Annotated in this window: 23 protein-coding genes; 10 read left to right on the top strand and 13 right to left on the bottom strand. The window is 72.2% G+C overall.

The features are described 5' to 3' along the window. Positions 1-12: 12 nt before the first annotated feature. Positions 13-222 carry a DUF6243 family protein gene (locus QOL88_RS11060; RefSeq protein WP_179878832.1) on the bottom strand — a complete coding sequence of 70 codons (210 nt, stop codon included), beginning with the start codon at positions 220-222 and terminating at the stop codon, positions 13-15. Between the two features lie 117 nt (positions 223-339). Between QOL88_RS11060 and QOL88_RS11055 the strand changes: the two genes are divergently transcribed. Continuing rightward, complete coding sequence (locus QOL88_RS11055) at positions 340-981, top strand: TetR/AcrR family transcriptional regulator (RefSeq protein ID WP_097216273.1); 642 nt, start codon at positions 340-342, stop codon at positions 979-981. Here the strand turns inward: QOL88_RS11055 and QOL88_RS11050 are convergent. Continuing rightward, complete coding sequence (locus QOL88_RS11050) at positions 960-1817, bottom strand: glycerophosphodiester phosphodiesterase (protein WP_097222934.1); 858 nt, start codon at positions 1815-1817, stop codon at positions 960-962. The genes QOL88_RS11055 and QOL88_RS11050 overlap by 22 nt on opposite strands. A 206-nt stretch (positions 1818-2023) precedes the next feature. On the opposite strand from QOL88_RS11050, the gene QOL88_RS11045 reads away from it, so the two are divergent. After that, a complete protein-coding gene (locus QOL88_RS11045; RefSeq protein ID WP_097216272.1) occupies positions 2024-2770 on the top strand; it encodes a bifunctional DNA primase/polymerase in 747 nt (248 codons plus the stop codon). Between the two features lie 91 nt (positions 2771-2861). On the opposite strand, the gene QOL88_RS11040 is transcribed toward QOL88_RS11045, so the two are convergent. The 4 genes from QOL88_RS11040 to efeO all read right to left on the bottom strand — a co-directional run bounded on the left by QOL88_RS11040 (position 2862) and on the right by efeO (position 7512). Continuing rightward, complete coding sequence (locus tag QOL88_RS11040; RefSeq protein ID WP_097216271.1) at positions 2862-3854, bottom strand: SCO2278 family lipoprotein; 993 nt, start codon at positions 3852-3854, stop codon at positions 2862-2864. 433 nt (positions 3855-4287) lie between these two features. After that, entirely contained in the window at positions 4288-5121 is an 834-nt protein-coding gene (gene efeU / locus QOL88_RS11035; protein ID WP_097216270.1) for an iron uptake transporter permease EfeU, read from the bottom strand. A 4-nt stretch (positions 5122-5125) separates the two neighbouring features. After that, positions 5126-6361 (bottom strand): iron uptake transporter deferrochelatase/peroxidase subunit, encoded by a 1236-nt coding sequence (gene efeB / locus QOL88_RS11030; protein ID WP_097216269.1) that lies wholly within the window; start codon positions 6359-6361, stop codon positions 5126-5128. 2 nt (positions 6362-6363) lie between these two features. Beyond that, positions 6364-7512: an iron uptake system protein EfeO gene (gene efeO, locus QOL88_RS11025; protein ID WP_097216268.1), complete on the bottom strand. Its 1149-nt coding sequence runs from the start codon at positions 7510-7512 to the stop codon at positions 6364-6366. A 163-nt stretch (positions 7513-7675) separates the two neighbouring features. Between efeO and QOL88_RS11020 the strand changes: the two genes are divergently transcribed. Both QOL88_RS11020 and QOL88_RS11015 read left to right on the top strand, forming a co-directional pair. Beyond that, positions 7676-8320: a PhzF family phenazine biosynthesis protein gene (locus QOL88_RS11020; RefSeq protein ID WP_097222933.1), complete on the top strand. Its 645-nt coding sequence runs from the start codon at positions 7676-7678 to the stop codon at positions 8318-8320. Positions 8321-8418: 98 nt separating this feature from the next. Then, complete coding sequence (locus QOL88_RS11015) at positions 8419-8628, top strand: hypothetical protein (RefSeq protein WP_097216267.1); 210 nt, start codon at positions 8419-8421, stop codon at positions 8626-8628. A gap of 73 nt (positions 8629-8701) precedes the next feature. Here QOL88_RS11015 and QOL88_RS11010 read toward each other — a convergent pair whose 3' ends face one another. Together QOL88_RS11010 and map are read right to left on the bottom strand one after the other, a co-directional pair. Beyond that, positions 8702-9349 (bottom strand): biliverdin-producing heme oxygenase, encoded by a 648-nt coding sequence (locus tag QOL88_RS11010; protein WP_097216266.1) that lies wholly within the window; start codon positions 9347-9349, stop codon positions 8702-8704. A 131-nt stretch (positions 9350-9480) separates the two neighbouring features. Next, entirely contained in the window at positions 9481-10338 is an 858-nt protein-coding gene (gene map, locus QOL88_RS11005; protein WP_030837280.1) for a type I methionyl aminopeptidase, read from the bottom strand. A 58-nt stretch (positions 10339-10396) separates the two neighbouring features. On the opposite strand from map, the gene QOL88_RS11000 reads away from it, so the two are divergent. Beyond that, positions 10397-10630: a hypothetical protein gene (locus tag QOL88_RS11000; RefSeq protein ID WP_031105401.1), complete on the top strand. Its 234-nt coding sequence runs from the start codon at positions 10397-10399 to the stop codon at positions 10628-10630. 78 nt (positions 10631-10708) lie between these two features. On the opposite strand, the gene QOL88_RS10995 is transcribed toward QOL88_RS11000, so the two are convergent. Continuing rightward, positions 10709-11311, bottom strand: coding sequence for a hypothetical protein (locus QOL88_RS10995; protein WP_097216265.1), 603 nt, complete (start codon positions 11309-11311; stop codon positions 10709-10711). Positions 11312-11429: 118 nt separating this feature from the next. Between QOL88_RS10995 and QOL88_RS10990 the strand changes: the two genes are divergently transcribed. From QOL88_RS10990 to QOL88_RS10980, 3 genes are read left to right on the top strand one after another with little or no spacing between them, the layout of a single operon-like run. Then, complete coding sequence (locus QOL88_RS10990) at positions 11430-12503, top strand: sialidase family protein (RefSeq protein ID WP_097216264.1); 1074 nt, start codon at positions 11430-11432, stop codon at positions 12501-12503. Between the two features lie 38 nt (positions 12504-12541). After that, positions 12542-13261 carry an NADPH-dependent F420 reductase gene (npdG, locus tag QOL88_RS10985; protein WP_020269687.1) on the top strand — a complete coding sequence of 240 codons (720 nt, stop codon included), beginning with the start codon at positions 12542-12544 and terminating at the stop codon, positions 13259-13261. A gap of 13 nt (positions 13262-13274) precedes the next feature. Further along, positions 13275-13526: a hypothetical protein gene (locus tag QOL88_RS10980; protein WP_373559275.1), complete on the top strand. Its 252-nt coding sequence runs from the start codon at positions 13275-13277 to the stop codon at positions 13524-13526. 4 nt (positions 13527-13530) lie between these two features. Here QOL88_RS10980 and QOL88_RS10975 read toward each other — a convergent pair whose 3' ends face one another. Then, positions 13531-14331 carry a site-2 protease family protein gene (locus QOL88_RS10975; protein ID WP_097216262.1) on the bottom strand — a complete coding sequence of 267 codons (801 nt, stop codon included), beginning with the start codon at positions 14329-14331 and terminating at the stop codon, positions 13531-13533. A 104-nt stretch (positions 14332-14435) separates the two neighbouring features. On the opposite strand from QOL88_RS10975, the gene QOL88_RS10970 reads away from it, so the two are divergent. Together QOL88_RS10970 and QOL88_RS10965 are read left to right on the top strand one after the other, a co-directional pair. Beyond that, positions 14436-15164 carry a DUF6578 domain-containing protein gene (locus QOL88_RS10970; RefSeq protein WP_097216261.1) on the top strand — a complete coding sequence of 243 codons (729 nt, stop codon included), beginning with the start codon at positions 14436-14438 and terminating at the stop codon, positions 15162-15164. A 310-nt stretch (positions 15165-15474) separates the two neighbouring features. Continuing rightward, complete coding sequence (locus QOL88_RS10965) at positions 15475-18753, top strand: ATP-binding protein (protein WP_097216260.1); 3279 nt, start codon at positions 15475-15477, stop codon at positions 18751-18753. Positions 18754-18778: 25 nt separating this feature from the next. On the opposite strand, the gene QOL88_RS10960 is transcribed toward QOL88_RS10965, so the two are convergent. From QOL88_RS10960 to panB, 3 genes are all read right to left on the bottom strand, one after another. Then, positions 18779-19600, bottom strand: a complete 822-nt coding sequence (locus tag QOL88_RS10960) for an ABC transporter permease (RefSeq protein ID WP_097216259.1) — start codon at positions 19598-19600, stop codon at positions 18779-18781. Then, the gene (locus tag QOL88_RS10955) at positions 19597-20616 is read right to left on the bottom strand and encodes an ATP-binding cassette domain-containing protein (RefSeq protein ID WP_097216258.1); all 1020 of its coding nucleotides are present in this window, start codon (positions 20614-20616) and stop codon (positions 19597-19599) included. The genes QOL88_RS10960 and QOL88_RS10955 overlap by 4 nt, the downstream gene beginning before the upstream one ends. A gap of 152 nt (positions 20617-20768) precedes the next feature. Continuing rightward, positions 20769-21644 (bottom strand): 3-methyl-2-oxobutanoate hydroxymethyltransferase, encoded by an 876-nt coding sequence (gene panB, locus QOL88_RS10950; RefSeq protein WP_097216257.1) that lies wholly within the window; start codon positions 21642-21644, stop codon positions 20769-20771. Between the last annotated feature and the right edge of the window lie 184 nt (positions 21645-21828).

Raw genomic sequence — 21828 nt, 5'->3', positions numbered from 1 at the left:
CGCGGGGGAGGCTCATGACGCCTCGCCGGCAGTGCCCCCCTCCTGCGCTTCCCGCTGCTGTCGTTTCTCCTGGAGCTTGCGCAGCAGTTCGCGCTTCTGGGCCTGCGGGTCGAGACCGCCCCCGATCCGCCCGCCCCGGCCGCCGCCGCGCAGCGCGCTGCGGCCGAGGTGCTTGCGCGATCCGCCGACACCCAGCATGTTTCCGGCTCCGCCTCGGGTCATCTCGGGCTCCTTCCGTGACCACTCGTCACCACTGCTCGCGACGAGACGGTTCGTCTCGTTCGCATGCCTCCACTGTCCGCGAGACGCTCCGTCTTGTCAACCTGATAAATTCGGCCCATGGCCGTCCAGAAGTCCACCCAGCCCGCCCCCGGCAAGCCCGCCCCCGACTCCACCCGGCGCAGCGAGAAGTCCCGCCGCGCCATCTACGACGCCGCCCTCGCGCTAGTCGTCGAGGTGGGCTACCCGAAGACCACCATCGAGGGCATCGCCGCCCGCGCGGGTGTCGGCAAGCAGACGATCTACCGCTGGTGGTCCTCCAAGGCGGACGTCCTGATGGAGGCCTTCCTCGACCTGGCCGAGCAGTCCATGGAGGAGGCCGGGCCGGCGCCGTACACCTTCCCGGACACCGGCGACCTCGCCGCCGACGTCAAGGGCGTCCTGCGCGCCACCGTCGACCAGATGAACGACCCCAGGTTCGACGTGCCCTCCCGTGCGCTGGCCGCCGAGGGCGTCGTCAACGAGCAGCTCGGGCGCGAGCTCGTCGCCAAGCTGATGCAGCCCTCACTCGACCTCTACATCACCCGGCTGCGTGCCGCGCAGGACGTCGGGCAGGTGCGGCCCGAGATCGACCCGCGCATCGCCCTGGAGCTCTTCATCTCCCCGCTCGCCCAGCGCTGGCTCCAGCACACCGGCCCGATCTCCCACGAGTACACCGACACCCTCGTCGACTACGCCCTTCACGGCCTCGCCCCGCGCTGAGCGGCCCGGGCCAAGCGCCCCGGCGCGTCCGTGATCACGCCGCCGCAGCCCAGCGCCAGCACCCGGTCCCGCTGCGCGTCCGTCAGCACGGTGTGCGCCCACACCCGCGCGATACCCGAGTTGACCGCCCGCACCAGGTCCGCGTCGCGCGCCCGGTGGTCCACGTCCAGCAGGTCCACGAACGACCTCCAGCGTTCCGGGCGGTCCGTGCGCAGCTGCTGCGCCGAGCGCCACACCTGCGAGAGCAGCCCGAGGCGGTGCACGCGCCGGGCCACCTCCGGGTCGTTGGAGTTCACGAACACCGAGCGGGTCAGGCCGCGGGCCCGGATCAGCTCGGCCAGCCGGTCCAGGCTCCGCGGGTCCTTCGCCTCCAGCATCAGCACGATCCGCCCGCCGAAACGATCCAGCACCTCGGCGACCGTCGGCGGCCGCTCCGACCGCCAGCTCCCCGGGAGCCGGTCCTTCGGGCGCAGTCGTACGCCCTGCCACTCCCGGGCGTCCAGACCGCCCACCGCGCCGCCCAGGTAGGTGGTGCGGTTCAGGGTCTCGTCGTGGAACACCACCGGCGTGCCGTCGCGCAGCAGCCGCGTGTCGAAGTCCAGCACCTGCGCCGTCCCGCGCTCGTAGGCGGTCGTCAGCCCCGCCATGCTGTTCTCGGGGACCTCGCGGGCGCCGCCGCGGTGCGCGACGTACGTGATCCTCGGCAGGGCCGCCACGGTCAGCGGACCCGCGCCCCACTCCAGCGGCGCCGGGGCACGGCCGCCGGGGCCCGTGAGGGTCAGCGAGACCACGGAAGCCACGGAGGCCAGACCCGTCAGCGCGATCCTTGTGACCATGGCGACCACGGTAGGACGCCATGTCATGTCAAAGCGGGCAATGACACCCGATCGTGCCGAGAGCGGGGATCGCCGCTTCTCCTCCCATCGGGCGCCCGGTGTACGTTGCGTCCCCGGTGTCCCGGATGTGGGTACTGGCCCCCGGTGCGCGGGAAGATGGGACGATGAGGCATGCTGTTCCGCACGACGGCGAGGCGAGGGGATAGATGAGCGCGGAGTTCGGCGGCCGGACCGGCCTGCAGGGCAAACTCACCCAGTGGCTGCGCGCCGGGCGCCGGCCGAAGGAGACCGCCGGGGACGGCGGCCGTGAGGCCCTGCTGCTCGCCGCCGCCGACGCGGGACTGCCCCTCGCGCCCGCGGCCCACCCGGCGGCCGGGTACGGCTGCTCCTGCGACCGGGTCGGCTGTCCCACTCCCGCCCGGCACCCGGTGTCCTTCGCCTGGCAGACGCAGTCGACCACCGACCACGCCCAGATCGAGCGCTGGGCCCGCCACCAGCCGCAGGCCAACTTCATCACCGCGACCGGCATGGTGCACGACGTCCTCGACGTGCCCCTCGACGCCGGTCGCGACGCGTTGGAGCGGCTGCTCGCCGCCGGGATCGAGGTCGGGCCGGTCGCCGAGAGCGACGACGGCCGCCTGTTGTTCTTCACGCTCACCCGCGGTACGCCCGAGGACGAGGACGAGTGGTGGCCGTGCGAACTGGACTGCCACCCCGAGACGGCGGACGAGCACCCCGGGTTGCGCTGGCACTGCCGGGGCTCCTACGTCCTCGTGCCGCCCGCGACGCTGCCCGGTGAGGGCCAGGCCGTGCGGTGGGTGCGCGGGCCCGAGCACGCGCTGCCGGATCCGCTGAGCCTGCTGGAGGTGCTCACGGAGGTGTGCGGGCGCTATCTGGATGAGGGCGGCGACGCCGACCATGCCGCGGGGGCGGGCTGGCCGCTGCGGCACTAGTGCCTGTCGGCGACTGGGCCGGGAGGGCTTGGGTGTGAGGGGCTTGGGCGTGAGGCCTGCATGGGCGTGAGGGCTTGGGTGGGGGCCTGAGCTACGAGCCTTCCGCCGAGGTCATGCCCTGGATCCTGCCCAGGATCGTCACCTTGCCCGGGCCCTTGGGGTCCAGTGCCACCTCGTTGGAGACGAACTCCATCGTGAGGGACTGCTTGATCTCGCCCTTCGTCAGGGCGAGGACGTCCTTGTTCGGGGTGGGCACGGACGTACCCGCGTAGGCGGTCTGCTTCTCGTAGTGGCGCGTGGTGAAGAACACCAGCGCCCCGCCGTCGGTCGTGCGCAGCGCCAGCGGTGCGTAGTCGCCGTTCGTCAGCGGCTCGTCGATGTACTGGGTGACCATGCCCGGCTTCTTGCCGTTCTTCTCGCGCAGGGCACGCCACTGGCTGGTGTGGGCGCCGTCCGTGAAGGTCTCGCCGCCGCTCTTCAGGTACGTCGCGTACGTGCTGCTCAGGTCGCCGGGGTCGGTGGCCAGGTCGGTCGACTTGACCGGGACGGACTCGGCCCAGCCGTCGGCGTCCTTCTTGAACTGCGGGACCTTGCCCGGCGCGACGAGCGTCAGGTACGCCACCTGGAACGGGTCGTCCAGGCTGCTGCGGGTGAACACCAGGAGCCAACGGGCGGTACCGCCCTTGTTGCCGGCCGCGTCGACGACGAACCAGCGGGGCCAGCCGGCCTTCTTGGGGATGGTGAACTTCGTGTCCGTCAGGGTCAGGGGGGTGTGGTTCGGGTTGCCGTCCGGGTTGTTCGCCTTCCCGGCCTTCAGGCGGGCCGCGTCGATGTCGGCGAGGGCGCCGGTGGTGTGGTCGGCGTCCAGGGTGCCGTCGTAGGCCTTGTCGGCCTCGTTGTACGCGGTCGTGAACTGCTGGAGGGCCTTGGCGGCTTCGGCGCGGGTCGTGGACGGGAGGATCTCCCGTTCGCCGTGCACGACGACGCAGCCACTGGCCGTCAGCGACAAAGCGGTCGCCGAGGCTGCTATGAGGGCGCTCCGGGCGGGCCTGCGGAGCGTTCGAGGGTCGCGATCCCTGCTCATCGGGTACCTTCACCTTCCCCTTTCCGGAGGCGAACCCTACCGGGTGCCTCCGGCGGTTGGGCGGGGGTGGGGGTGGGGTGGGGGTGCGTTCTCCTCGGCTGACGCCGGGTGGGGGTGCGCGCCTGCGCCTTGGCGTTGGGTGGGGGTCGGGGCCGCGCCGGGGGGTGTCCGTCCTCGGAACGGCGCGATGGGCCCCCGTACCGACTGACTCCCCGTTGACGCGCCAACCGCTGCGGGCGGACACCCCCCGACACGGCCCCTTCTCGCCGTACGCGGGTGCCGGAGCGCTTAGCTGCGGGCATGCGTGCCGCTAGGGGCGGCACGGGTGGGCGTGGGGGTCCCCCCTGCTCGAGCGAAGCCGAGAGCTTGGGGGAGGCACCCCGTACCGCCGGGCTGCGGACCCACCCCGCCTCGGCTTAGGGGCGGTGCCGTGTCACACCTTGTCGCGTACCGGGGTTGGTGTCGTGGTGCGGGTCGGTTCCAGGAACAGGGCCAGGGTCGGGATCAAGTACAGGAGCCAGACCGCTACTTGGAGCGTCGTGGGGTCGGGCTGGAAGTTGAAGACGCCCTTGAGGAGTGTGCCGTACCAGCTGTCCGGAGGGATCGTGCCGGAGATGTCGAAGGCCTTGTCGGTGAGGCCGGGCAGGAAGTCGGCCTCCTGGAGGTCGTGGAAGCCGTAGGCGAGGACACCGGCGGCCACGACCACCAGCATGCCGCCGGTCCACGTGAAGAACTTCGCCAGGTTGATGCGCAGCGCACCCCGGTAGAACAGCCAGCCCAGGAGGACCGCCGTGAGGAGGCCCAGGGCGACGCCCAGCAGGGGGCGCGGTGTGCCGTCGCTCGCCGCGTGGACCGAGGCCCATACGAACAGGGCCGTCTCCAGTCCCTCCCGGCCCACCGCGAGGAACGCCGTGGCGACCAGTGCGCCGGTGCCCATCGCGAGGGCGGCGTCGAGCCTGCCGTGCAGCTCCGACTTGAGGTGGCGGGCGGTGCGGCGCATCCAGAACACCATCCATGTCACCAGGCCGACCGCGAGGATGGAGAGGGACCCGCCCAGGGCCTCCTGGGCCTGGAACGTCAGTTCCTGGGAGCCGAATTCGAGGGCGCAGCCGAAGCCGAACGCGAGGGCGATCGCGACGGCTATGCCGGCCCAGATCGGCTTCAGGGCGTCCCTGCGGTCCGTCTTGACCAGGTAGGCGATGAGGATGCAGACGACGAGGCTCGCCTCCAGGCCCTCGCGCAGACCGATCAGGTAGTTGGAGAACACCGGCTCAGGCCTCCTTCGAGAACAGCGTCCGGCCCCACCAGTCGTCCTTGTCGCGGACGCCCGGCGGGACGGCGAAGAGCGCCGAACCCACGTGCTGGATGTACTCGTTGAGCGCGTCCGCGGCCAGGCTGCGCTGGATGGGGATGAAGCCCTTGCGCACGTCACGCTGGTAGGCCAGGAAGAACAGGCCCGCGTCCAGGCGGCCGAGGCCGTCGGTGCCGTCGGTGAAGGAGTAGCCGCGGCGCAGGATCGTCGCCCCGTGGTTGGTGTCGGGGTGCGCGAGCCGGACGTGCGCGTCGGGCTTCATCGCCTTCAGGAACGGCTCGTCGCGCTCCTTGGCCTTGCCGACCGGGGCGCCCTCGCCCTTGTCGCGGCCGAAGATGTCCTCCTGCTCCTGCAGCGAGGTGCGGTCCCAGGTCTCGATGTGCATGCGGATGCGGCGGGCCACCAGGTAGCTGCCGCCCGTCATCCAGGCCGGTTCGTCCTTCTCGTCCACCCAGACGAACTTCTTCAGGCGGTCCGTCTCCGTGCCCGCGATGTTGCGGGTGCCGTCCTTGAAGCCCATGAGGTTGCGCGGTGTCTGCGCCTCGGGCGTGGTGGAGGAGGTCTTGCCGAAGCCGAGCTGCGACCACTTGATGACGACCTTGCCGAAGCCGATGCGGGCCAGGTTGCGGACGGCGTGGACCGCGACCTGGGGGTCGTCGGCGCAGGCCTGGATGCACAGGTCGCCGCCGCTGCGGCTCTTGTCGAGGTTGTCGCCGGCGAACTTCGGCAGGTCGACCAGCGCCTCCGGGCGGCGGTCCGCGAGGTCGAACTTCTCGAACAGGGACGGGCCGAAGCCGATCGTGAGGGTCAGCCGGGAGGGCTTCAGGCCGAGCGCCTCGCCGGTGTCGTCCGGCGGCGCCTCGGCCAGTCCGCCGAACGCGCCCTCGCCGACGGCGTGTCCGGCCGTCATGCGCCGGGCGGCCGCCGTCCAGTCCTTCAGCAGCTGGACGAAGGCCTCGCGGTCGTCGGTCGTCACGTCGAACGAGGCGAAGTGCAGGCGGTCCTGCACCGGCGTGGCGATGCCCGCCTGGTGCGGGCCGTGGAAGGCGATCGCCGAGCCGGCCGGTTCGGCGTCGTCCTCGGTGCGGGCCATCGCGACCGCTCCGCCGGCCGCGGCCGCGCCGAGCGCCAGGCCGGCGCCGCCCCAGCCGAGCAGGGAACGGCGGCTGGGGGAGGGGGAGTTGGTGTCCGTCATGGCTACTTCACCACGGCCGCGGCGAGCTTCGACAGCGGCTCTGCCAGGGCGTTGACCGCGTCCGAGAGCTCCTTGCGGTCGGCCTTGCCGACCTTGTCGTAGGAGGTGAAGTCGTACGACGTGGTGTTCGGGCGGTACTGGTCGAGCAGCTTGTCCAGGGCCGCGAACTGCTCGTCGAGTTCGGTGACGAGGGTCGCGTCGTTCTCCTTCGCGACCGGCTTCAGCAGGTCGTAGGACTTCTGCGCGCCCTCGACGTTGGCCTTGAAGTCGACCAGGTCGGTGTGCGAGTAGCGCTCCTCCTCGCCGGTGACCTTGCCGGTGGCGACCTCGTCGAGGAGTTCCTTGGCGCCGTTGGCCATGGAAGTGGGGGTGATCTCGGCCTTGCCGACCCGGTTCTGCCAGTCCTTCAGGTCCTTGATCAGCAGGTCGGCGAGGTCCTTCTCGCGGGTGCCGATCTTCTTGTCCTGCCAGAGGGCCTTCTCCAGGCGGTGCCAGCCCGTCCAGTCGGTGGCCGGGTCCTGGCCGTCCTCCAGACCGTCCTCGCGGACGTCCACCTTGGGGTCGATGTCGCCGAAGGACTCGGCGACCGGCTCGGTGCGCTCCCAGCCGATGCGGGAGGGGGCGTAGGCCTTCTTGGCCGCTTCGAGGTCGCCGTCCTTGACGGCCTTCGCGAACGCCTCGGCCTTCGGCAGCGTCTCGTCGGCCTGCGCCTGCGCGTAGGCGCGGTAGGCGGCGACGGCCTTGTCCAGGCGCGGGTCGCGCTGGACGGCCTTGCCGCCGGTGGCCTTGACGGCCTGGCGGATGCCGTCGCCCTTCATGCCCGGCTTGCAGGCGATCTGGTACTCGCCGGCCTTCACCTCCGCGGTGACCCGCTGCTTGGTGCCGGGGCCTATGTTCTCCCGCTCGGTGACCACGCGGTCGTCGGGGAAGAGGACGTAGACCTCGGTGATCTTGGAGCCCTTGTTCTCGACGGCGAGCTCGACGTGCCCGGCCGGGAACTCCTTCTTCGACACCTGGCACTTGTCGTCGGTCGCCGTCACGTTGATGACGTGGTCGCCGTCCTTCGCGTCGCTCTTCTCGGTGCAGCCGGTGACGGCGGCCAGGGCCGCCGCGGCGGCGATGACGACGGAAGCTGGACGAGCGGGTCGCATGAGGGCTCCAGAGAAGAGGTAGGTGAGGCTCACCTAAGGCAGCACATAAGAATGGCTTAAGTGGCTCAAAATCGCCGTCATGATTGGGTCAAGGGAAGGTCAAAGGTCGCATCGCGCCCCCTGCCGCACCGGCGCACCTCCTTGACCGGCGAGAATGCCTCCCGTGACTGACTACGACGTGCTCCGCGTCTTCTGCGGGCCGAACGGCGGGTACGGCAACGAGCTCGGGGTCGTGCGCGAGGGGTCCGTGATGCCCGACCGGGACGAGCGGCAGACGTTCGCCGCGAAGGTCGGGTTCAGCGAGACCGTCTTCGTCGACGATCCCGAGCGCGGAGTGATCGACATCTACACGCCCACGCTGCGGCTGCCCTTCGCCGGGCACCCTTGCGTCGGGACGGCGTGGCTGCTCGACGTGCCCGAGCTGGTCACGCCCGCCGGAGTGGTCGGGGCCCGGCAGGACGGGGAGTTCTGCTGGATCGAGGCGCGGGCGGAGTGGGTGCCGCCGCGGACGCTGCGCCGGTACGGCAGCGCCGCCGAGGTCGACGACCTGGCCGTGCCGCCGCCGGGGGAGTGGGTGTACGCCTGGGCGTGGGAGGACGAGCCCGCCGGGCGGATCCGGGCCCGGGCCTTCCCCGGCCGGGGCGACGGCATCGACGAGGACGAGGCGACCGGGGCCGCGGCCCTGCTGCTCACCGACCGGCTGGGCCGGGCCCTCAACATCACCCAGGGCGCGGGCTCCCAGATCCTCACCGCGCCCCAGCCGGGCGGATGGACCGAGGTCGGCGGACGGGTCCACCTCGAACGCTGACCCGGACGGAGCGCGTCCGTACGGGTGGAACAGCGTGTGTGGGCGGTGGTGAACGGGGACCACTGGGCGTGACCAAGCACCACCGCGAGAGGACTCTCATGCGCATTCGATCCGCTCTGGCCGTCGTCGCCCTGACCGCCGCCCTGTCCGCCACCGGTGCGGCCGCGGCCTCCGCCGACGACGACGGTCAGGAGTACCGCAACGACCACCACGTGGCGTGCAGCCCGTACTTCGGTGAGCTCGAGGCCGAGACCGCCGAGATCGAGTGGGGCGGGGCCGTCTGCCACAACGGTCCGTTCGACATCTGAGCAGGACAGCCCCGGCTCTCTCCCGAGCCGGCACCGGGGCCCCCTCGCCGCGCGCGAGCGGGGCCCCGCCCGTTCACGCCGTCAGGGGGAACTCCTCGCCCAGCGCCTCGAACATCGCGTTGTTCAGCCCGTAGGCCCGCTTGCACTCGGCCACGATCCGCTGCCGCTCCAGCTCGTCACCGGGCACCGCGTCCAGCAGCTCGCAGTAAGCCCGCTTGAAGGCGGCCGGGTTGGGGATCTCCTCGAAGACGTAGAAGCGGACTCCGTCGCCCTTCTTCGAAAAGCCCCATGTCTTCTCGGCCGTGTCGCGGATGATCTGCCCGCCGAAGAGGTCGCCCAGGTAGCGGGTGTAGTGGTGGGCGATGTAGCCGGCCGGCCAGGTGCGGGCGCACGCCGCGATCCGTTCCGCGTACTCCAGGGTGGCCGGCAGCGCGCCGGCCGTCCTCTGCCAGCCGGGGCCGCGCAGATGCTCCAGGTCCCGCTCCAGCGCCGTCAGGCGGAACAGCTCCGGACGGACGAAGGGACCGGCCACCGGGTCCGCGGCCAGCTGCCGGGCGCCGGACTCCAGCGCGCCGTACACGAACCACAGCTGCTCCGTGTAGCGCGCGAACGCCTCGACCCCCAGCTTGTGCCCCAGCAGGTCACCGATGAAGGTCGAGCCCCTGACCTCCTCGTGTTGCTCACGAGAAGCGGTCCGAAGGAGCGTCGAGAAGGATTCCATGCGCACACTTTTCCCGACGGGCTGTCGGTAAAAACCTCCGTGCGGAACCTCCGTGCGAAACCTCCGTGCGGAAATGACGCGGCCCGCCCTCGGGGGAGAGCGGGCCGCGCTGTGGCGTGCGGGCGGTGGGGCTACGGCAGCGTGAGGATCTCCGCGCCCGAGTCCGTCACCACCAGCGTGTGCTCGAACTGGGCCGTCCGCTTCCGGTCCTTCGTGACGACCGTCCAGCCGTCGTCCCACATGTCGTACTCGTGCGTGCCGAGCGTCAGCATCGGCTCGATCGTGAACGTCATGCCGGGCTGGATCACCGTCGTCGCGTGCGGGCTGTCGTAGTGCGGGATGATCAGGCCCGAGTGGAACGACGAGTTGATGCCGTGCCCGGTGAAGTCCCTCACCACTCCGTAGCCGAAGCGCTTGGCGTACGACTCGATGACCCGGCCGATGATGTTGATCTGCCGGCCCGGCTTGACCGCCTTGATCGCCCGCTCCAGGGACTCCCGGGTCCGCTCCACCAGCAGCCGCGACTCCTCGTCGACGTCACCCACCAGGTAGGTGGCGTTGTTGTCGCCGTGCACACCGCCGATGTACGCCGTCACGTCGAGGTTGACGATGTCGCCGTCGCGCAGGACCGTCGAGTCCGGGATGCCGTGGCAGATGACCTCGTTGACGCTCGTGCACAGCGACTTCGGGAAGCCGCGGTAGCCCAGCGTCGAGGGATAGGCGCCGTGGTCGCACATGTACTCGTGCGCGACCCTGTCCAGCTCGTCCGTGGTCACCCCGGGGGAGATCAGCTTCGCGGCCTCCGCCATCGCCCGGGCCGCGATCCGGCCGGCCACGCGCATCGCCTCCACGGTCTCGGGCGTCTGCACCTCCGGTCCGGTGTACGGCGTCGGCGCGGGTTTGCCGACGTACTCGGGGCGGCGGATGTTTCCGGGCACGGAACGGGCGGGGGACAGCTCCCCCGGTACAAGCAGCGACTGGCCAGACATGCCAGCGAGTCTAACCAGCGGCGATGGGGGAACATGTCGATGGCGAGAGGAGCTGGTCATGGCCCTGTTCAAGAAGCGCACGGTCGGCAAGCCGGGTGAGTGGTACTACTGCCTGGAGCACAAGAAGGTCGAGGAGGGGCCGGAGTGCCCCAACAAGGACCGGTTCGGGCCGTACGCCTCCCGCACGGAGGCCGAACACGCGATGGCGACCGCCCGCGAGCGCAACCTCCAGTGGGAGAACGACCCCAAGTGGCACGACGCCCCGGCGGGCAGCCGGGACGACGAGAGCTGATCCCGCCGACGCCCGGGGCCACGGCCCCGGGCGTTCACATGTCCGGGGCCACGCCATCGGCAGCGGCCCGCCCGGACGTCACCAGCGGGCCGGCGGCGGGGCCGTCAGGTGCTCCGCCAGCCACGCCACCCGGTCCCGCAGGCGGCGCCGCCCCCGCGGGGCCGGCAGGGCGTTCTCCCCGGCCGCCGCACTGACCAGGTGCTGCACCGTGTCGAGGTCCAGTTCCGAACCGTCCGGGACGGCCAGGGCCTCGTGCGCCAGGGACAGGAGCTCGCCCCGGCCGGGGCCGAGGACCAGGACCGTCGCTCCGGCGCGGCGGGCGTCGGACACCCGTTCCAGAAGTGGTGCGGCGGGACCGTCGGGCGCGACCACCAGCAGCGTCTCGCCCCGCCGGGCCGCCTCCAGCCGCCCCAGACCGACCGCCAGGTGCGTCGGATCCGAGGGGCGCGCGTCATGCCGTACCAGCGTCGGGGCCAGCTCCGGCGTGCCCGACCAGGCCGCCTCGTCCACCAGGTGCGCGGCGAGGTGCCACGGCTCGTACTCCGGCGTGCCGACGAGCAGCAGCCCGCCCCCGTGCGACACCACCGAGCCGCGCAGCGCCCCGGCGAACCGCCGAGTGGCCCCCAGCCACTCCGTCCCGGCGAGCACTTCCCGCAGCAGCGCGACCCGTACCGCATCCATGGGGCCGCATCCTGCCCCAAGCGGTCATACGTGACGTGGAATTCACCCCGCATTCGCCCGGGCTGGGTAGGCCGACCGGTCATCCGTACCGCTGTCGAACGACCGGAGGAGCCCGCCGATGACCGAGGCCAGCGTCCCCTTCCGCGCCGGGCAGGAGGGGTACGCCAGTTTCCGTATCCCCGCCGTCGTCGCCACCCGCACCGGCGACCTGCTCGCCTTCTGTGAGGGCCGGGTCGGCTCCCGGGACGACTTCGGGAACATCGACGTCGTCCTCAAACGCTCCACCGACGGCGGCCGCACCTGGGGCCCGCTCCAGGTCGCCGCGCGCAACGGCGACGCCCTCGCCGGCAACCCTGCCCCGGTCGTCCTCGACACCGGCCGCGTCCTCCTCGTACACGTGCGCAACGCCGCCCTCGCCACCGAGGACGCCATCCGGCGCGGCACGGTGAGCGCGGCGGACGGACGCCGCGTCTGGGTGCGGCACAGCGACGACGACGGCCGCACCTGGTCGGCCCCGAAGGAGATCACCCGGGACACCAAGCGGCCCGAATGGCGCTGGTACGCCACCACCCCCGGCCACGCGATCCAGCTCACCACCGGCAGGATCGTCGTCCCCGCCAACCACTCCCTGCCGCCCACCGGCACCGACAACGGCACCGAGGGCCGCTACAACGGCGGCCACTGCCTGCTCAGCGACGACGCGGGCGCGACCTGGCGGATCGGCTACGTCGACGACAACACCGACGGCTACATCAACGCCAACGAGACCACCGCCGCCGAACTCCCCGACGGCCTCGTCTACTTCAACACCCGCAACGACTCCCCCTCGCCCGGCACCCGCGCCGACGCCCACTCGGCCGACGGCGGACAGACCCTGGTGAAGCCCTTCCGCCCGCAGGCCGGTCTCACCGCGCCGGTCTGCGAGGCCGCCGTCCTCCAGCTCCGCGACCCCGACCTGCTCCTGTACTCCGGCCCCGCCGACCCGGGCTTCCGCGCCCTGATGACGATCCGCGCCTCCACCGACGGCGGCACCACCTGGCGCCCGGTGTACACGGTGGACGGCCTGCCCGCCGCGTACTCGGATCTCGTCCGGATCGACACGGACACCGTGGGTCTGCTGTACGAGACCGGCGACTTCGGCGCCTACGAGACGATCACCTTCCGGCGGGTGCCCGTGACGGAACTGACCTGAGCCGTCCGGGCCGGCGGCGCGGTCGTAGAGTCGGGGCCATGACCTCTACCGACAGTGCTGCCACCGACAACGCCCAGAAGGCGCCCGCCAAGGACCCCTGGGACCTGCCCGACGTCTCCGGACTCGTGGTCGGGGTGCTCGGCGGAACCGGGCCCCAGGGCAAGGGCCTGGCCTACCGGCTCGCCAAGGCCGGCCAGAAGGTGATCATCGGCTCGCGGGCGGCCGACCGCGCTCAGGCCGCGGCGGAGGAACTCGGCCACGGAGTCGAGGGCGCCGACAACGCCGAGACCGCGCGCCGCAGCGACATCGTCATCGTCGCCGTGCCGTGGGACGGCCACGGCAAGACCCTCGAGTCCCTGCGCGAGGAACTGGCCGGCAAGCTCGTCGTCGACTGCGTCAACCCGCTCGGCTTCGACAAGAAGGGCGCCTACGCCCTCAAGCCGGAGGAGGGCAGCGCCGCCGAGCAGGCCGCCGCCCTGCTCCCGGACTCCCGGGTCACCGCCGCCTTCCACCACCTGTCGGCCGTGCTGCTCCAGGACCCGGAGATCGACGAGATCGACACCGACGTGATGGTGCTCGGAGAGGTCCGCGCGGACGTGGAGATCGTCCAGGCCCTGGCCGGGCGCATCCCGGGCATGCGCGGCATCTTCGCCGGACGGCTGCGCAACGCCCACCAGGTGGAGTCGCTGGTGGCGAACCTGATCTCCGTGAACCGCCGCTACAAGGCGCACGCCGGGCTCCGCGTCACCGACGTGTGAGCCGGTGAGGTCCGTGGGGGACACTGGACGGCAGCAGCGGTACCAGCCGCGCCAGAAAGTGTCCCCCCGACAGGAGCCGACCGCCATGCCCCGCCTTGCCCTCTACGCCCTGATCGTCTGCGTCCTCTCCGTGGCCGCCGCCGTCGTCTCCTTCACGCGGGGCAGCTTCCTGGGGATCGTGTGGGTGCTGCTGGCGGGCCTGTCGTCCAACATGTGCTGGTACTACGTCAAGCGCGCCAGGCAGCAGAAGTCCGCCACCGGCTGACCCGTCACGGGGCCGCCGAGCAGAACTCGTTCGAGCCCTGCCAGAAGCGGTACAGCTCTTGACCGCAGTACGTCTCGAAGTCGCTGATCCCCAGGGACTTCAGGATCGTGTCGATCACGTCGAAGAAGACGCCGTTCACCGCCGGAAGCCACAGCAGCGCGAACACGAACAGCAGGCCGAACGGCGCGAACGGCTCCACCTGGCGCCGGATGTTGTACGACAGCCACGGCTCGATCACGCCGTAGCCGTCCAGGCCCGGCACCGGCAGGAAGTTCAGCAGCGCGGCCGTCACCTGGAGCAGTGCGAGGAAGGCCAGCGCGAACCGGAAGTCGTTCGGCACGCCGTCCAGGGCGCCCAGCCAGAACGGGGCGGTGCAGACCACGGCGAACAGCACGTTCGTCAGCGGGCCCGCCGCCGAGATCAGGCTGTGCTTCCAGCGGCCCTGGATCCGGTTCCGCTCGATGAACACGGCACCGCCGGGCAGTCCGATGCCGCCCATGATCACGAAAATCACCGGGAGCACGATGCTGAGCAGGGCGTGCGTGTACTTCAGCGGGTTGAGGGTCAGATAGCCCTTCGCGCCGATGGAGATGTCGCCGCTGTGCAGGGCGGTGCGCGCGTGCGCGTACTCGTGCAGGCACAGCGAGACGATCCACGCCGCCGTCACGAACAGGAACACGGCGACGCCGGGCTGCTCGGCGAACCCGGTCCAGGTCGCCCATCCCGTGACCGCCGTCACGGCGACGATCCCGACGAACACGGGACTGATCCGTCGCTCGCTGTGGCGGGTGGTGGCGGTGGTCATGGGGCTCCCTGCACTCGTCGACACGGGGTGGGACGGCCCGACGGTACCGGGCTCAGGTGAAAAACGTCTCGCGCGGGGCGGTCGGTTCCGGGGAGGGTGGGCTCATGGGGCTGTGGCACGTGTTCTACGAGGACTGGCAGATGGAGTGCTGCGGCACGCCGTTCTCGGTCGGGGACGAGGTGAGCTGGCCGCTGCTGCTCCTGGACGCGGACACCGTGCTGGGCGGCGGCTGGCGCGACCAGCTCACCGAGGTCGCCGGTCCGGTGGAGGACGTGGCCGGGGTGCGGATGGTCCGGGAGGAGACGGGCCTCCCGGTGGCACTGGGGGCGGATCCCGACGCCGAGGAGGACCGGCGCCCGAAGCCGGGGAGCCGGGCCCGGTCGGTGGGGCTGCTGTCCGTTGGGCGGCACGGCGCGCGGTGGCCCGAGGCCGGCGGGCGGGTGCGGGCCGTGCAGGTGCTGACCCAGACCTGGGCCGAGACCGCTCCCGGATCGCGCTCCTACGGGCCGGTGGCGGGCAGGCGTGGGCTGCGGGCGGTGGAGCGCTGCCCGCGGTGGTTCACCGAGGCCGAGGGGGAGCGGGACGCCGACGGGCGGGGACGGCGCTCGCGCGAGTCGGGTGTGGTGGTGACCCTGGACGTGCCGGGCACGGACTCCCGGCTCTCCCGTGCCGTCCGCGAGGCCCGGGGCATCCCGGAGCAGGGCGCGGAGCCCGGCGCGGAGACCCGGGGCATCGAGGCGGCGGACCTGGCGGCCCTGCTGGAGGCATTGAGCACGACCACGCCCCCGCGGCGCCCGGCCGGCCGAGTCCGGCGCCGCCACGCGGGTGCGTGAACGGCCCCGCCGATGCCCCGGCCCACTCCCACCGACGTGAGGGCCCCTGCCGCGCCGGGGCCGCCGCGACTCCGGCGCCCGGTGCCGGTTCGTGAAGAGACCTGCCGTGCCCGGCGCCGTATCTCCGGCGCCCGCGCCCGGTCGTGAAGGGCCCCGCCCCGCGCCCGGCGCCCGGCCGTGAACCGCCCCGCCCCGCCCGCGCCACCGATGCCCCCCTGACGCCCTCGACGCACCCCATACCCGCCCCTGACCCGCCCGCCGCGCCGTCAACCGTCGTGACCCGCCCCCGTACACCGGAGACAATGAGCCCGTGCACTACCGCATCCTCGGCACCACGCAGGCGCTTCGCACCGACGGGACGGTCGTTTCGGTCGGTGGGGCGCGGTTGCGTGCGTTGCTGACCGTGCTCGCGCTGCGGGCCGGACGGACCGTGCCCGCGGGGCTGCTCGTCGACGAGGTGTGGGGCGGGCTGCCGCCCGCCGACGCGCCCGGCGCGTTGCAGGCGCTGGTCGGGCGGTTGCGGCGGGCGCTCGGCGCCGCCGCGATCGCCTCCGGCGAGGGCGGTTACCGGCTCACGGCCGCCCCCGACGACGTCGACCTGCACCGGTTCGAGCGGCTGGCCGGCGAGGGACTGCGGGCCCTGGCCGACGGCGACCCCGCCAAGGCCGTCGTGGTGCTCGACGACGCCCTCGCCCTGTGGCGCGGCCCCGCCCTCGCCGACCTGCCCGACCGCACCGCCGAGGCGGCCCGCCGGGACACCCGACGCCTGGACGCGCTGCGCGCCCGCCACACCGCCGCCCTCGCCCTGGGCCAGGCCGAGCGGTCCCTGCCGGAACTGACCGCCCTGTGCGACGGCCACCCCCTGGACGAGCCCCTTCAGGCGCTGCGTCTGCGCGCCCTGCGGGACGTCGGCCGCGCGGCGGAGGCACTGGACGCCTACGAGGACGTCCGGCGCCTCCTCGCCGACCGCCTCGGCGCCGATCCGGGGCCGGAACTGCGGGCCCTGCACGCGGAGTTGCTGAGCCTCGGGGACCTGCCCGTCCCCGCGCCCGCCCCCCGGGGGCCGGGCGGGTCCGTCGGCAACCTCCGCGCCCGGCTCACCTCCTTCATCGGCCGGGAATCCGACATCGAGACCATCCGCGGGGATCTCGCGGCGGCCCGGCTGGTCACCCTGCTCGGGCCGGGCGGCGCGGGGAAGACCCGGCTGTCGCAGGAGGCCGCCGAGGCCGTGCGCGCGACTATGCCCGGCGGCGTGTGGCTCGCCGAACTCGCCCCCGTCGACGACCCCGACGCCGTACCGGAGGCCGTACTCACCGCCGTCGGGGCCCGCGAGACCGTGCTGTACGGCGCCAACGCCGAGGGCATCCGTGCCGCCGTCGCCGACCGGCTGGACGACCCCGTCGAGCGGCTCGCCGAGCACTGCTCCCGGCCCCGCATGCTGCTCATCCTCGACAACTGCGAGCATGTCGCCGACGCCGCCGCCCGGCTCACCGAGGAGCTGCTGGCGCGCTGCCCCGACCTCGCCGTGCTCGCCACCAGCCGCGAACCCCTCGGCGTACCGGGGGAGTTGCTGCGGCCGGTGGAGCCGCTGCCCGAGCCGGTCGCGCTGCGGCTGCTCGCCGACCGGGGCGCGGCGGCCCGGCCCGGTTTCCGGATCGAGGACGACCCCGCGGCGTGCGCCGAGATCTGCCGGCGCCTCGACGGCCTGCCGCTGGCCATCGAACTGGCCGCCGCCCGGCTGCGGATGCTCACCCCCCGCCAGATCGCCGACCGGCTCGACGACCGCTTCCGTCTCCTCACCTCCGGAAGCCGTACCGTCCTGCCCCGGCAGCAGACCCTGAGAGCCGTCGTCGACTGGTCCTGGGAGCTGCTCGACGAGGACGAACGCGACGTCCTGCGGCGGCTGTCGGTGTTCGCCGGCGGCTGCGACCTGCCCGCCGCCGAGGCGGTGTGCGGACCGGCCGCCCTGGAGGCGCTCGGCTCCCTCGTCGACCGCTCCCTGGTCGTGGCCGCCCCGCCGGGCGGTTCGGCCGACGGGGAGATGCGCTACCGGCTCCTGGAGACCGTCGCCGAGTACGCCGGTGAACGGCTGGACGAGTCCGGGCAGCGCGCCGACGCCGAGCGCGCCCACCTGACGTACTTCCGTGAACTCGCCCGCGTCACCGACCCGTTGCTGCGCGGCTCCGGCCAGCTCGCCGCGATCCACCGGCTGGAGCGGGAGTACGAGAACCTGCGGACGGCGCTGCGCCACGCCGTGGCGTTCCGCGACGAGCAGGAGGCGCTGTGCCTGGCGCTGTCCCTCGTCTGGTACTGGCAGATGCGCGACCTGCGCATCGAGGCGCGCAACTGGTGCCGCGAGGTCATGGCGCTCGGCCCTGACCCCTTCGCCGAGCCCGTCCGCCCGGCGACCGCGGTGTGGGAGCGCTGCACCGACGCCCCGCCCCCGATGACCGGCGAGGTCCTCGCGGAGGCCCGGCGCGGCATCCACCTCGCCCATCTCGCCTGCATGGACACCGAGCTGGACGCCTGGCAGAACCCGCGCTCCCAGGAGAAGCTGCGCGCCATCGCCCGGACCTACGAGCCCGGTCTGCCGCAGAACTGCCGGCTCCCCGGCCTGCTCTGGTTCTTCGCCGTGATGCTGACCGGCGACATGGACCGGCTGCGCGTCATCATCGACGCCTCCATCCGGACCTGCCGGCAGGCCCCGGACTTCGACTGGGAGCTCGCCTCCGGTCTCCAGATGCGGGCCAACTTCCTAGCCAACCGCACCGACTGGGCGGGCGACGCCGCCCGTGACGCCGACGAGTCGCTGGAGATCTACCGGCGCCTGGGCGACGCCTGGGGCACCGCCGAGGCCCTCTCCGCCCGCGCCGAGGCCCACGAACGCCGGGGTGAGCACGCCCTGGCCGCCGCCGACTACGAGGCGGCCATCGGCCACGCCGAGTACCTCGGCGCCCGCGCCCAGGCGGCCGTCCTCAGCGCCCGGCTGGGCAGCGCCCTGCTGGAGGCCGGCGAGGGCGAGCGGGGTGAGCGGCTGCTGCGCGAGGTGATCGCCCAGCACGAGGAGTCGCACAGCGAGGCCATGCCCGCCGCCCGGCTGTTCCTCGCCGGATGGCTCGGCATGACGGGCCGCCTCGCCGAGGCGCGCGAGCAACTGCGGCGGCTGCGCCAGGACTTCCGCATCGCCCACTTCATCGTCTTCGACGCGTTCATCCTGGCGACCGAGGCATGGCTGGACGCCGTGGAGGGACGGTACGAGGACTGTCTGGAGCGGATCCGCAAAGGGATCGAGCGGGCCACCGACCCACTGTCCGAGGCCATCGCGCCCCATATGCGCTCGGGCTATCTGGTCATCGGCGCCTGGGCGCTGGCCGCCTCGGACGACGGGCGGCGCGCCGCGGACGCGGCCCGTTGCCTGGGTGCCTTCGACGCCCTGCTGCCGCCCGGCCACGTCTCCCAGTGGCAGGAGCGCGAGACCCGCGCGCAGGCGGAGCGGCACGCCAGGGCGCTGCTGGGCGACCAGGCGTACGAGACCGCGTACGCCGAGGGCGGCGGCCTGTCCATCGAGGAGGCCACCGCCCTGCTCTGACGCGGATCGGACCGGTCCGGCCCGGTCAGCTCTTGGTGCGGAACTTGTGGATCGCGACGGGCGCCATCACGGCCGTGATGGCCACCGACCAGCCGAGCGTCACCCACAGGTCGTGCGCGACCGGGCCTCCCACCATCAGACCGCGTGCGGCGTCCGCCAGCGTGGACAGCGGGTTGTAGTCGGTGAAGGCCTGGAGCCAGCCCGGCATGGACGTGGTCGGCGCGAAGATCGACGAGCCGAACTGGAGCGGGAACAGCACCAGGAAGCCCATCGCCTGTACGGACTGCGCGCTCTTCATGATCACGCCCAGGGTGAGGAACACCCACATGATCGACGAGGCGAACGCCGTGGACAGTGCGACGGCCGCGAACAGCCCGGGCCAGTTGGTGATGTCGAATCCGACCGCCACGGAGACGATCATGAGGACCGCGGTCGCGAACAGCATCCGCAGCAGTTCCACCGAGATCTTCGCGAACAGCACCGAGCCGCGCCCGATGGGCAGGGACCGGAAGCGGTCCATGACACCGGAGTTGAAGTCCTGGCTGAAGCCGGTGCCGACGCCCTGGGACAGTGTCATGCTCATCATCGCGATCATGCCGGGGATCACGTACTGCACGTACCGGTCCTGCCCGCCGCCCAGCGCCTGCCCGATCGAGCCGCCGAACACGAACACGAACAGCAGGGTGAAGATGACCGGCATCAGCAGCGCGTCGGCCATCGACTCCGGGTCCTGGCGGATCCAGAGCAGGTTGCGGCGGACGAGGGCACTGGTGTGCCGCACGTGCCCGCGCAGCGAGATGCGGGCGTCGTCCTTCGTCGCGGGGGCGGACAGGGTGGCGGAGCTCATACGGCGACCTCTTCGCGGTCCTCGGCGGGCGTGGCGTCCTGCGGGGCACTGGCACGGTGGCCGGTGAGGGACAGGAACACCTCGTCCAGGCTGGGCAGTTCGGTGGTGACGGCGGCGAGTGTGATGCCGCGGGAGGTGACGGCGCCCACGACGGCGGTGAGCTGCTCGTCGCTGAGGATCGGGACCAGCAGGGTGCCGGAGGCGGCGTCCACGGTGGTGGTCGCGAGTCCGGTGATGCCGAGCTCGTCCAGGTATCCGGCGAGCGGCCGCAGGTGCAGGGCGTCGGCCGGTTTGATCCGCAGGGTCCGCCCGCCGACCTTGGCCTTGAGCTCCTCGATGCCCCCGCCCGCGACGACCTGGCCCTTGTCCACGACCGTCAGCTCGGTGGCGAGCTGCTCGGCCTCCTCCATGTACTGCGTGGTCAGCAGCACGGTCACGCCGTCGCCGACCATGGCCTTGACCTCGTCCCACACCTCGTTGCGGGTGCGGGGGTCGAGTCCGGTGGTCGGTTCGTCGAGGAAGAGGACGGAGGGCCGCCCGATCATCGAGGCGGCCAGGTCGAGCCGTCGCCGCATACCGCCGGAGTAGGTGCTCGCCGGCCGCTTGGCGGCCTCGGTCAGCGAGAACCGCTCCAGCAGCTCGTCGGCCCGCCTGCGTGCCTCCTTGCGGGGCAGGTCGAGCAGCCGGCCGATCATGTACAGGTTCTCCCAGCCGGGGAGCTTCTCGTCGACGGAGGCGTACTGCCCGGTGAGGCCTATCACCCGCCGCAGCTGCCGCGGCTGCCGTACGACGTCGTACCCGGCCACCGTGGCCTGGCCCGAGTCGGGTGCCAGCAGTGTGGACAGGATCCGCACGAGGGTGGTCTTCCCGGCCCCGTTCGGCCCGAGCACCCCCATCACGGTGCCCTCGCGCACCTCCAGGTCGACCCCGTCCAGAGCCTTGGTCTCCCCGTAGTGCTTCACCAGCCCCCGCACGGTCACAGCGGCGTCGCCGGTTCGTGTGTCGATTCGCGTCATGGGACAGACGGTCTCAGTGCCCACCGACAAATCACCGACAAGCCGCCGACAGCCCTGTCGGTGCCGCCGGCGGAGTGGGTGCTCCCGGCGGAAAGGGAACAGCCCGTCGGCTGGGGGAAGGCCGACGGGCTGTCCGTGGTACCGCTGTGGCTCTAGTGGACGGAGTTCTCCTCCTGCGGGAACGTGCCGCCGACGACCTCGTCGGCGAACGCCTTCACCGCGTCGCCCATCACCTCACGCAGGTTGGCGTACTGCTTCACGAACTTCGGCACCCGCCCGCCGGTCAGGCCCAGCATGTCCGTCCACACCAGCACCTGCGCGTCGGTCTCGGGGCCCGCCCCGATCCCGACGGTCGGAATGTGCAGCACCCGCGTCACCTCGGCGGCCAGCTCCGCGGGGACCAGCTCAAGCACCACCGCGAACGCGCCCGCGTCCTGCACGGCCTTCGCGTCCCGCAGCAGCTGCTGGGCCGCCTCCTCGCCCCGGCCCTGCACGCGGTAGCCCATGGCGTTGACCGACTGGGGGGTCAGGCCGATGTGCGCCATGACCGGGATGCCGGACTCGACGAGCAGCCGGATCTGTTCGTGCGACCGCTCGCCCCCCTCCAGCTTCACCGCCTGCACCCCGGCCTCCTTCACCAGCCGGGTCGCCGAGCGCAGCGCCTGCACCGGACCCTCCTGGTAGGAGCCGAAGGGCAGGTCGCCGACGATCAGGGCACGGGAGGTGCCCCGTACGACCGCCGCCGACAGCATCGTCATCTCGTCGAGGGTGACGGGCACGGTCGTCTCGTACCCGAGGTGGCAGTTGCCCGCCGAGTCGCCGACGAGCATCACCGGGATGCCGGCCTCGTCGAAGACGGACGCGGTCATCGCGTCGTACGCGGTGAGCATCGGCCACTTCTCGCCGCGCTCCTTGGCGGCGGCGATGTCCCGCACGGTGATACGGCGGGTGCCCTTGCCCCCGTACAGCGCCTTGCCGCCGTCGGAGGGCTTCGTCTGAGCAGTCTGGGCAGCCGGAAGCTGCGTCATTGCACGGCTCCTAACACGTCATCTCGAGGCGCCCTGACGGCGTCCCCGGACCACGTCCATGGTGGCACCTCGTGCCACCGAGGGCTAGGGGAGCCCCTGTGAGTTCCGACTGAGAGTTCCGCCCCGGAGGGACGACCCCGTGTGTATCGGCCCGGAGCCGGAAGCGGGACGTTGCGTAAGATCC

The sequence above is a fragment of the Streptomyces sp. Ag82_O1-12 genome (assembly GCF_900182715.1).
In the GTDB taxonomy this organism is placed as follows: Bacteria; Actinomycetota; Actinomycetes; order Streptomycetales; family Streptomycetaceae; genus Streptomyces; species Streptomyces massasporeus.
This window is presented reverse-complemented; position numbering and strand designations above follow the sequence as displayed.

Excerpts from the sequence above, each read along its gene's own strand:
- QOL88_RS10960 (WP_097216259.1), bottom strand. The coding sequence starts at position 19,600 with ATGAGCTCCGCCACCCTGTCCGCCCCCGCGACGAAGGACGACGCCCGC.
- efeO (WP_097216268.1), bottom strand. The coding sequence starts at position 7,512 with ATGCGACCCGCTCGTCCAGCTTCCGTCGTCATCGCCGCCGCGGCGGCC.
- QOL88_RS10990 (WP_097216264.1), top strand. The coding sequence starts at position 11,430 with ATGACCGAGGCCAGCGTCCCCTTCCGCGCCGGGCAGGAGGGGTACGCC.
- QOL88_RS10970 (WP_097216261.1), top strand. The coding sequence starts at position 14,436 with ATGGGGCTGTGGCACGTGTTCTACGAGGACTGGCAGATGGAGTGCTGC.
- QOL88_RS11050 (WP_097222934.1), bottom strand. The coding sequence starts at position 1,817 with ATGGTCACAAGGATCGCGCTGACGGGTCTGGCCTCCGTGGCTTCCGTG.
- QOL88_RS11055 (WP_097216273.1), top strand. The coding sequence starts at position 340 with ATGGCCGTCCAGAAGTCCACCCAGCCCGCCCCCGGCAAGCCCGCCCCC.
- map (WP_030837280.1), bottom strand. The coding sequence starts at position 10,338 with ATGTCTGGCCAGTCGCTGCTTGTACCGGGGGAGCTGTCCCCCGCCCGT.
- QOL88_RS11010 (WP_097216266.1), bottom strand. The coding sequence starts at position 9,349 with ATGGAATCCTTCTCGACGCTCCTTCGGACCGCTTCTCGTGAGCAACAC.
- panB (WP_097216257.1), bottom strand. The coding sequence starts at position 21,644 with ATGACGCAGCTTCCGGCTGCCCAGACTGCTCAGACGAAGCCCTCCGAC.
- QOL88_RS11000 (WP_031105401.1), top strand. The coding sequence starts at position 10,397 with ATGGCCCTGTTCAAGAAGCGCACGGTCGGCAAGCCGGGTGAGTGGTAC.
- QOL88_RS10975 (WP_097216262.1), bottom strand. The coding sequence starts at position 14,331 with ATGACCACCGCCACCACCCGCCACAGCGAGCGACGGATCAGTCCCGTG.
- efeB (WP_097216269.1), bottom strand. The coding sequence starts at position 6,361 with ATGACGGACACCAACTCCCCCTCCCCCAGCCGCCGTTCCCTGCTCGGC.
- QOL88_RS10995 (WP_097216265.1), bottom strand. The coding sequence starts at position 11,311 with ATGGATGCGGTACGGGTCGCGCTGCTGCGGGAAGTGCTCGCCGGGACG.
- QOL88_RS11060 (WP_179878832.1), bottom strand. The coding sequence starts at position 222 with ATGACCCGAGGCGGAGCCGGAAACATGCTGGGTGTCGGCGGATCGCGC.
- QOL88_RS11040 (WP_097216271.1), bottom strand. The coding sequence starts at position 3,854 with ATGAGCAGGGATCGCGACCCTCGAACGCTCCGCAGGCCCGCCCGGAGC.
- QOL88_RS10955 (WP_097216258.1), bottom strand. The coding sequence starts at position 20,616 with ATGACGCGAATCGACACACGAACCGGCGACGCCGCTGTGACCGTGCGG.
- npdG (WP_020269687.1), top strand. The coding sequence starts at position 12,542 with ATGACCTCTACCGACAGTGCTGCCACCGACAACGCCCAGAAGGCGCCC.
- QOL88_RS11015 (WP_097216267.1), top strand. The coding sequence starts at position 8,419 with ATGCGCATTCGATCCGCTCTGGCCGTCGTCGCCCTGACCGCCGCCCTG.
- QOL88_RS11045 (WP_097216272.1), top strand. The coding sequence starts at position 2,024 with ATGAGCGCGGAGTTCGGCGGCCGGACCGGCCTGCAGGGCAAACTCACC.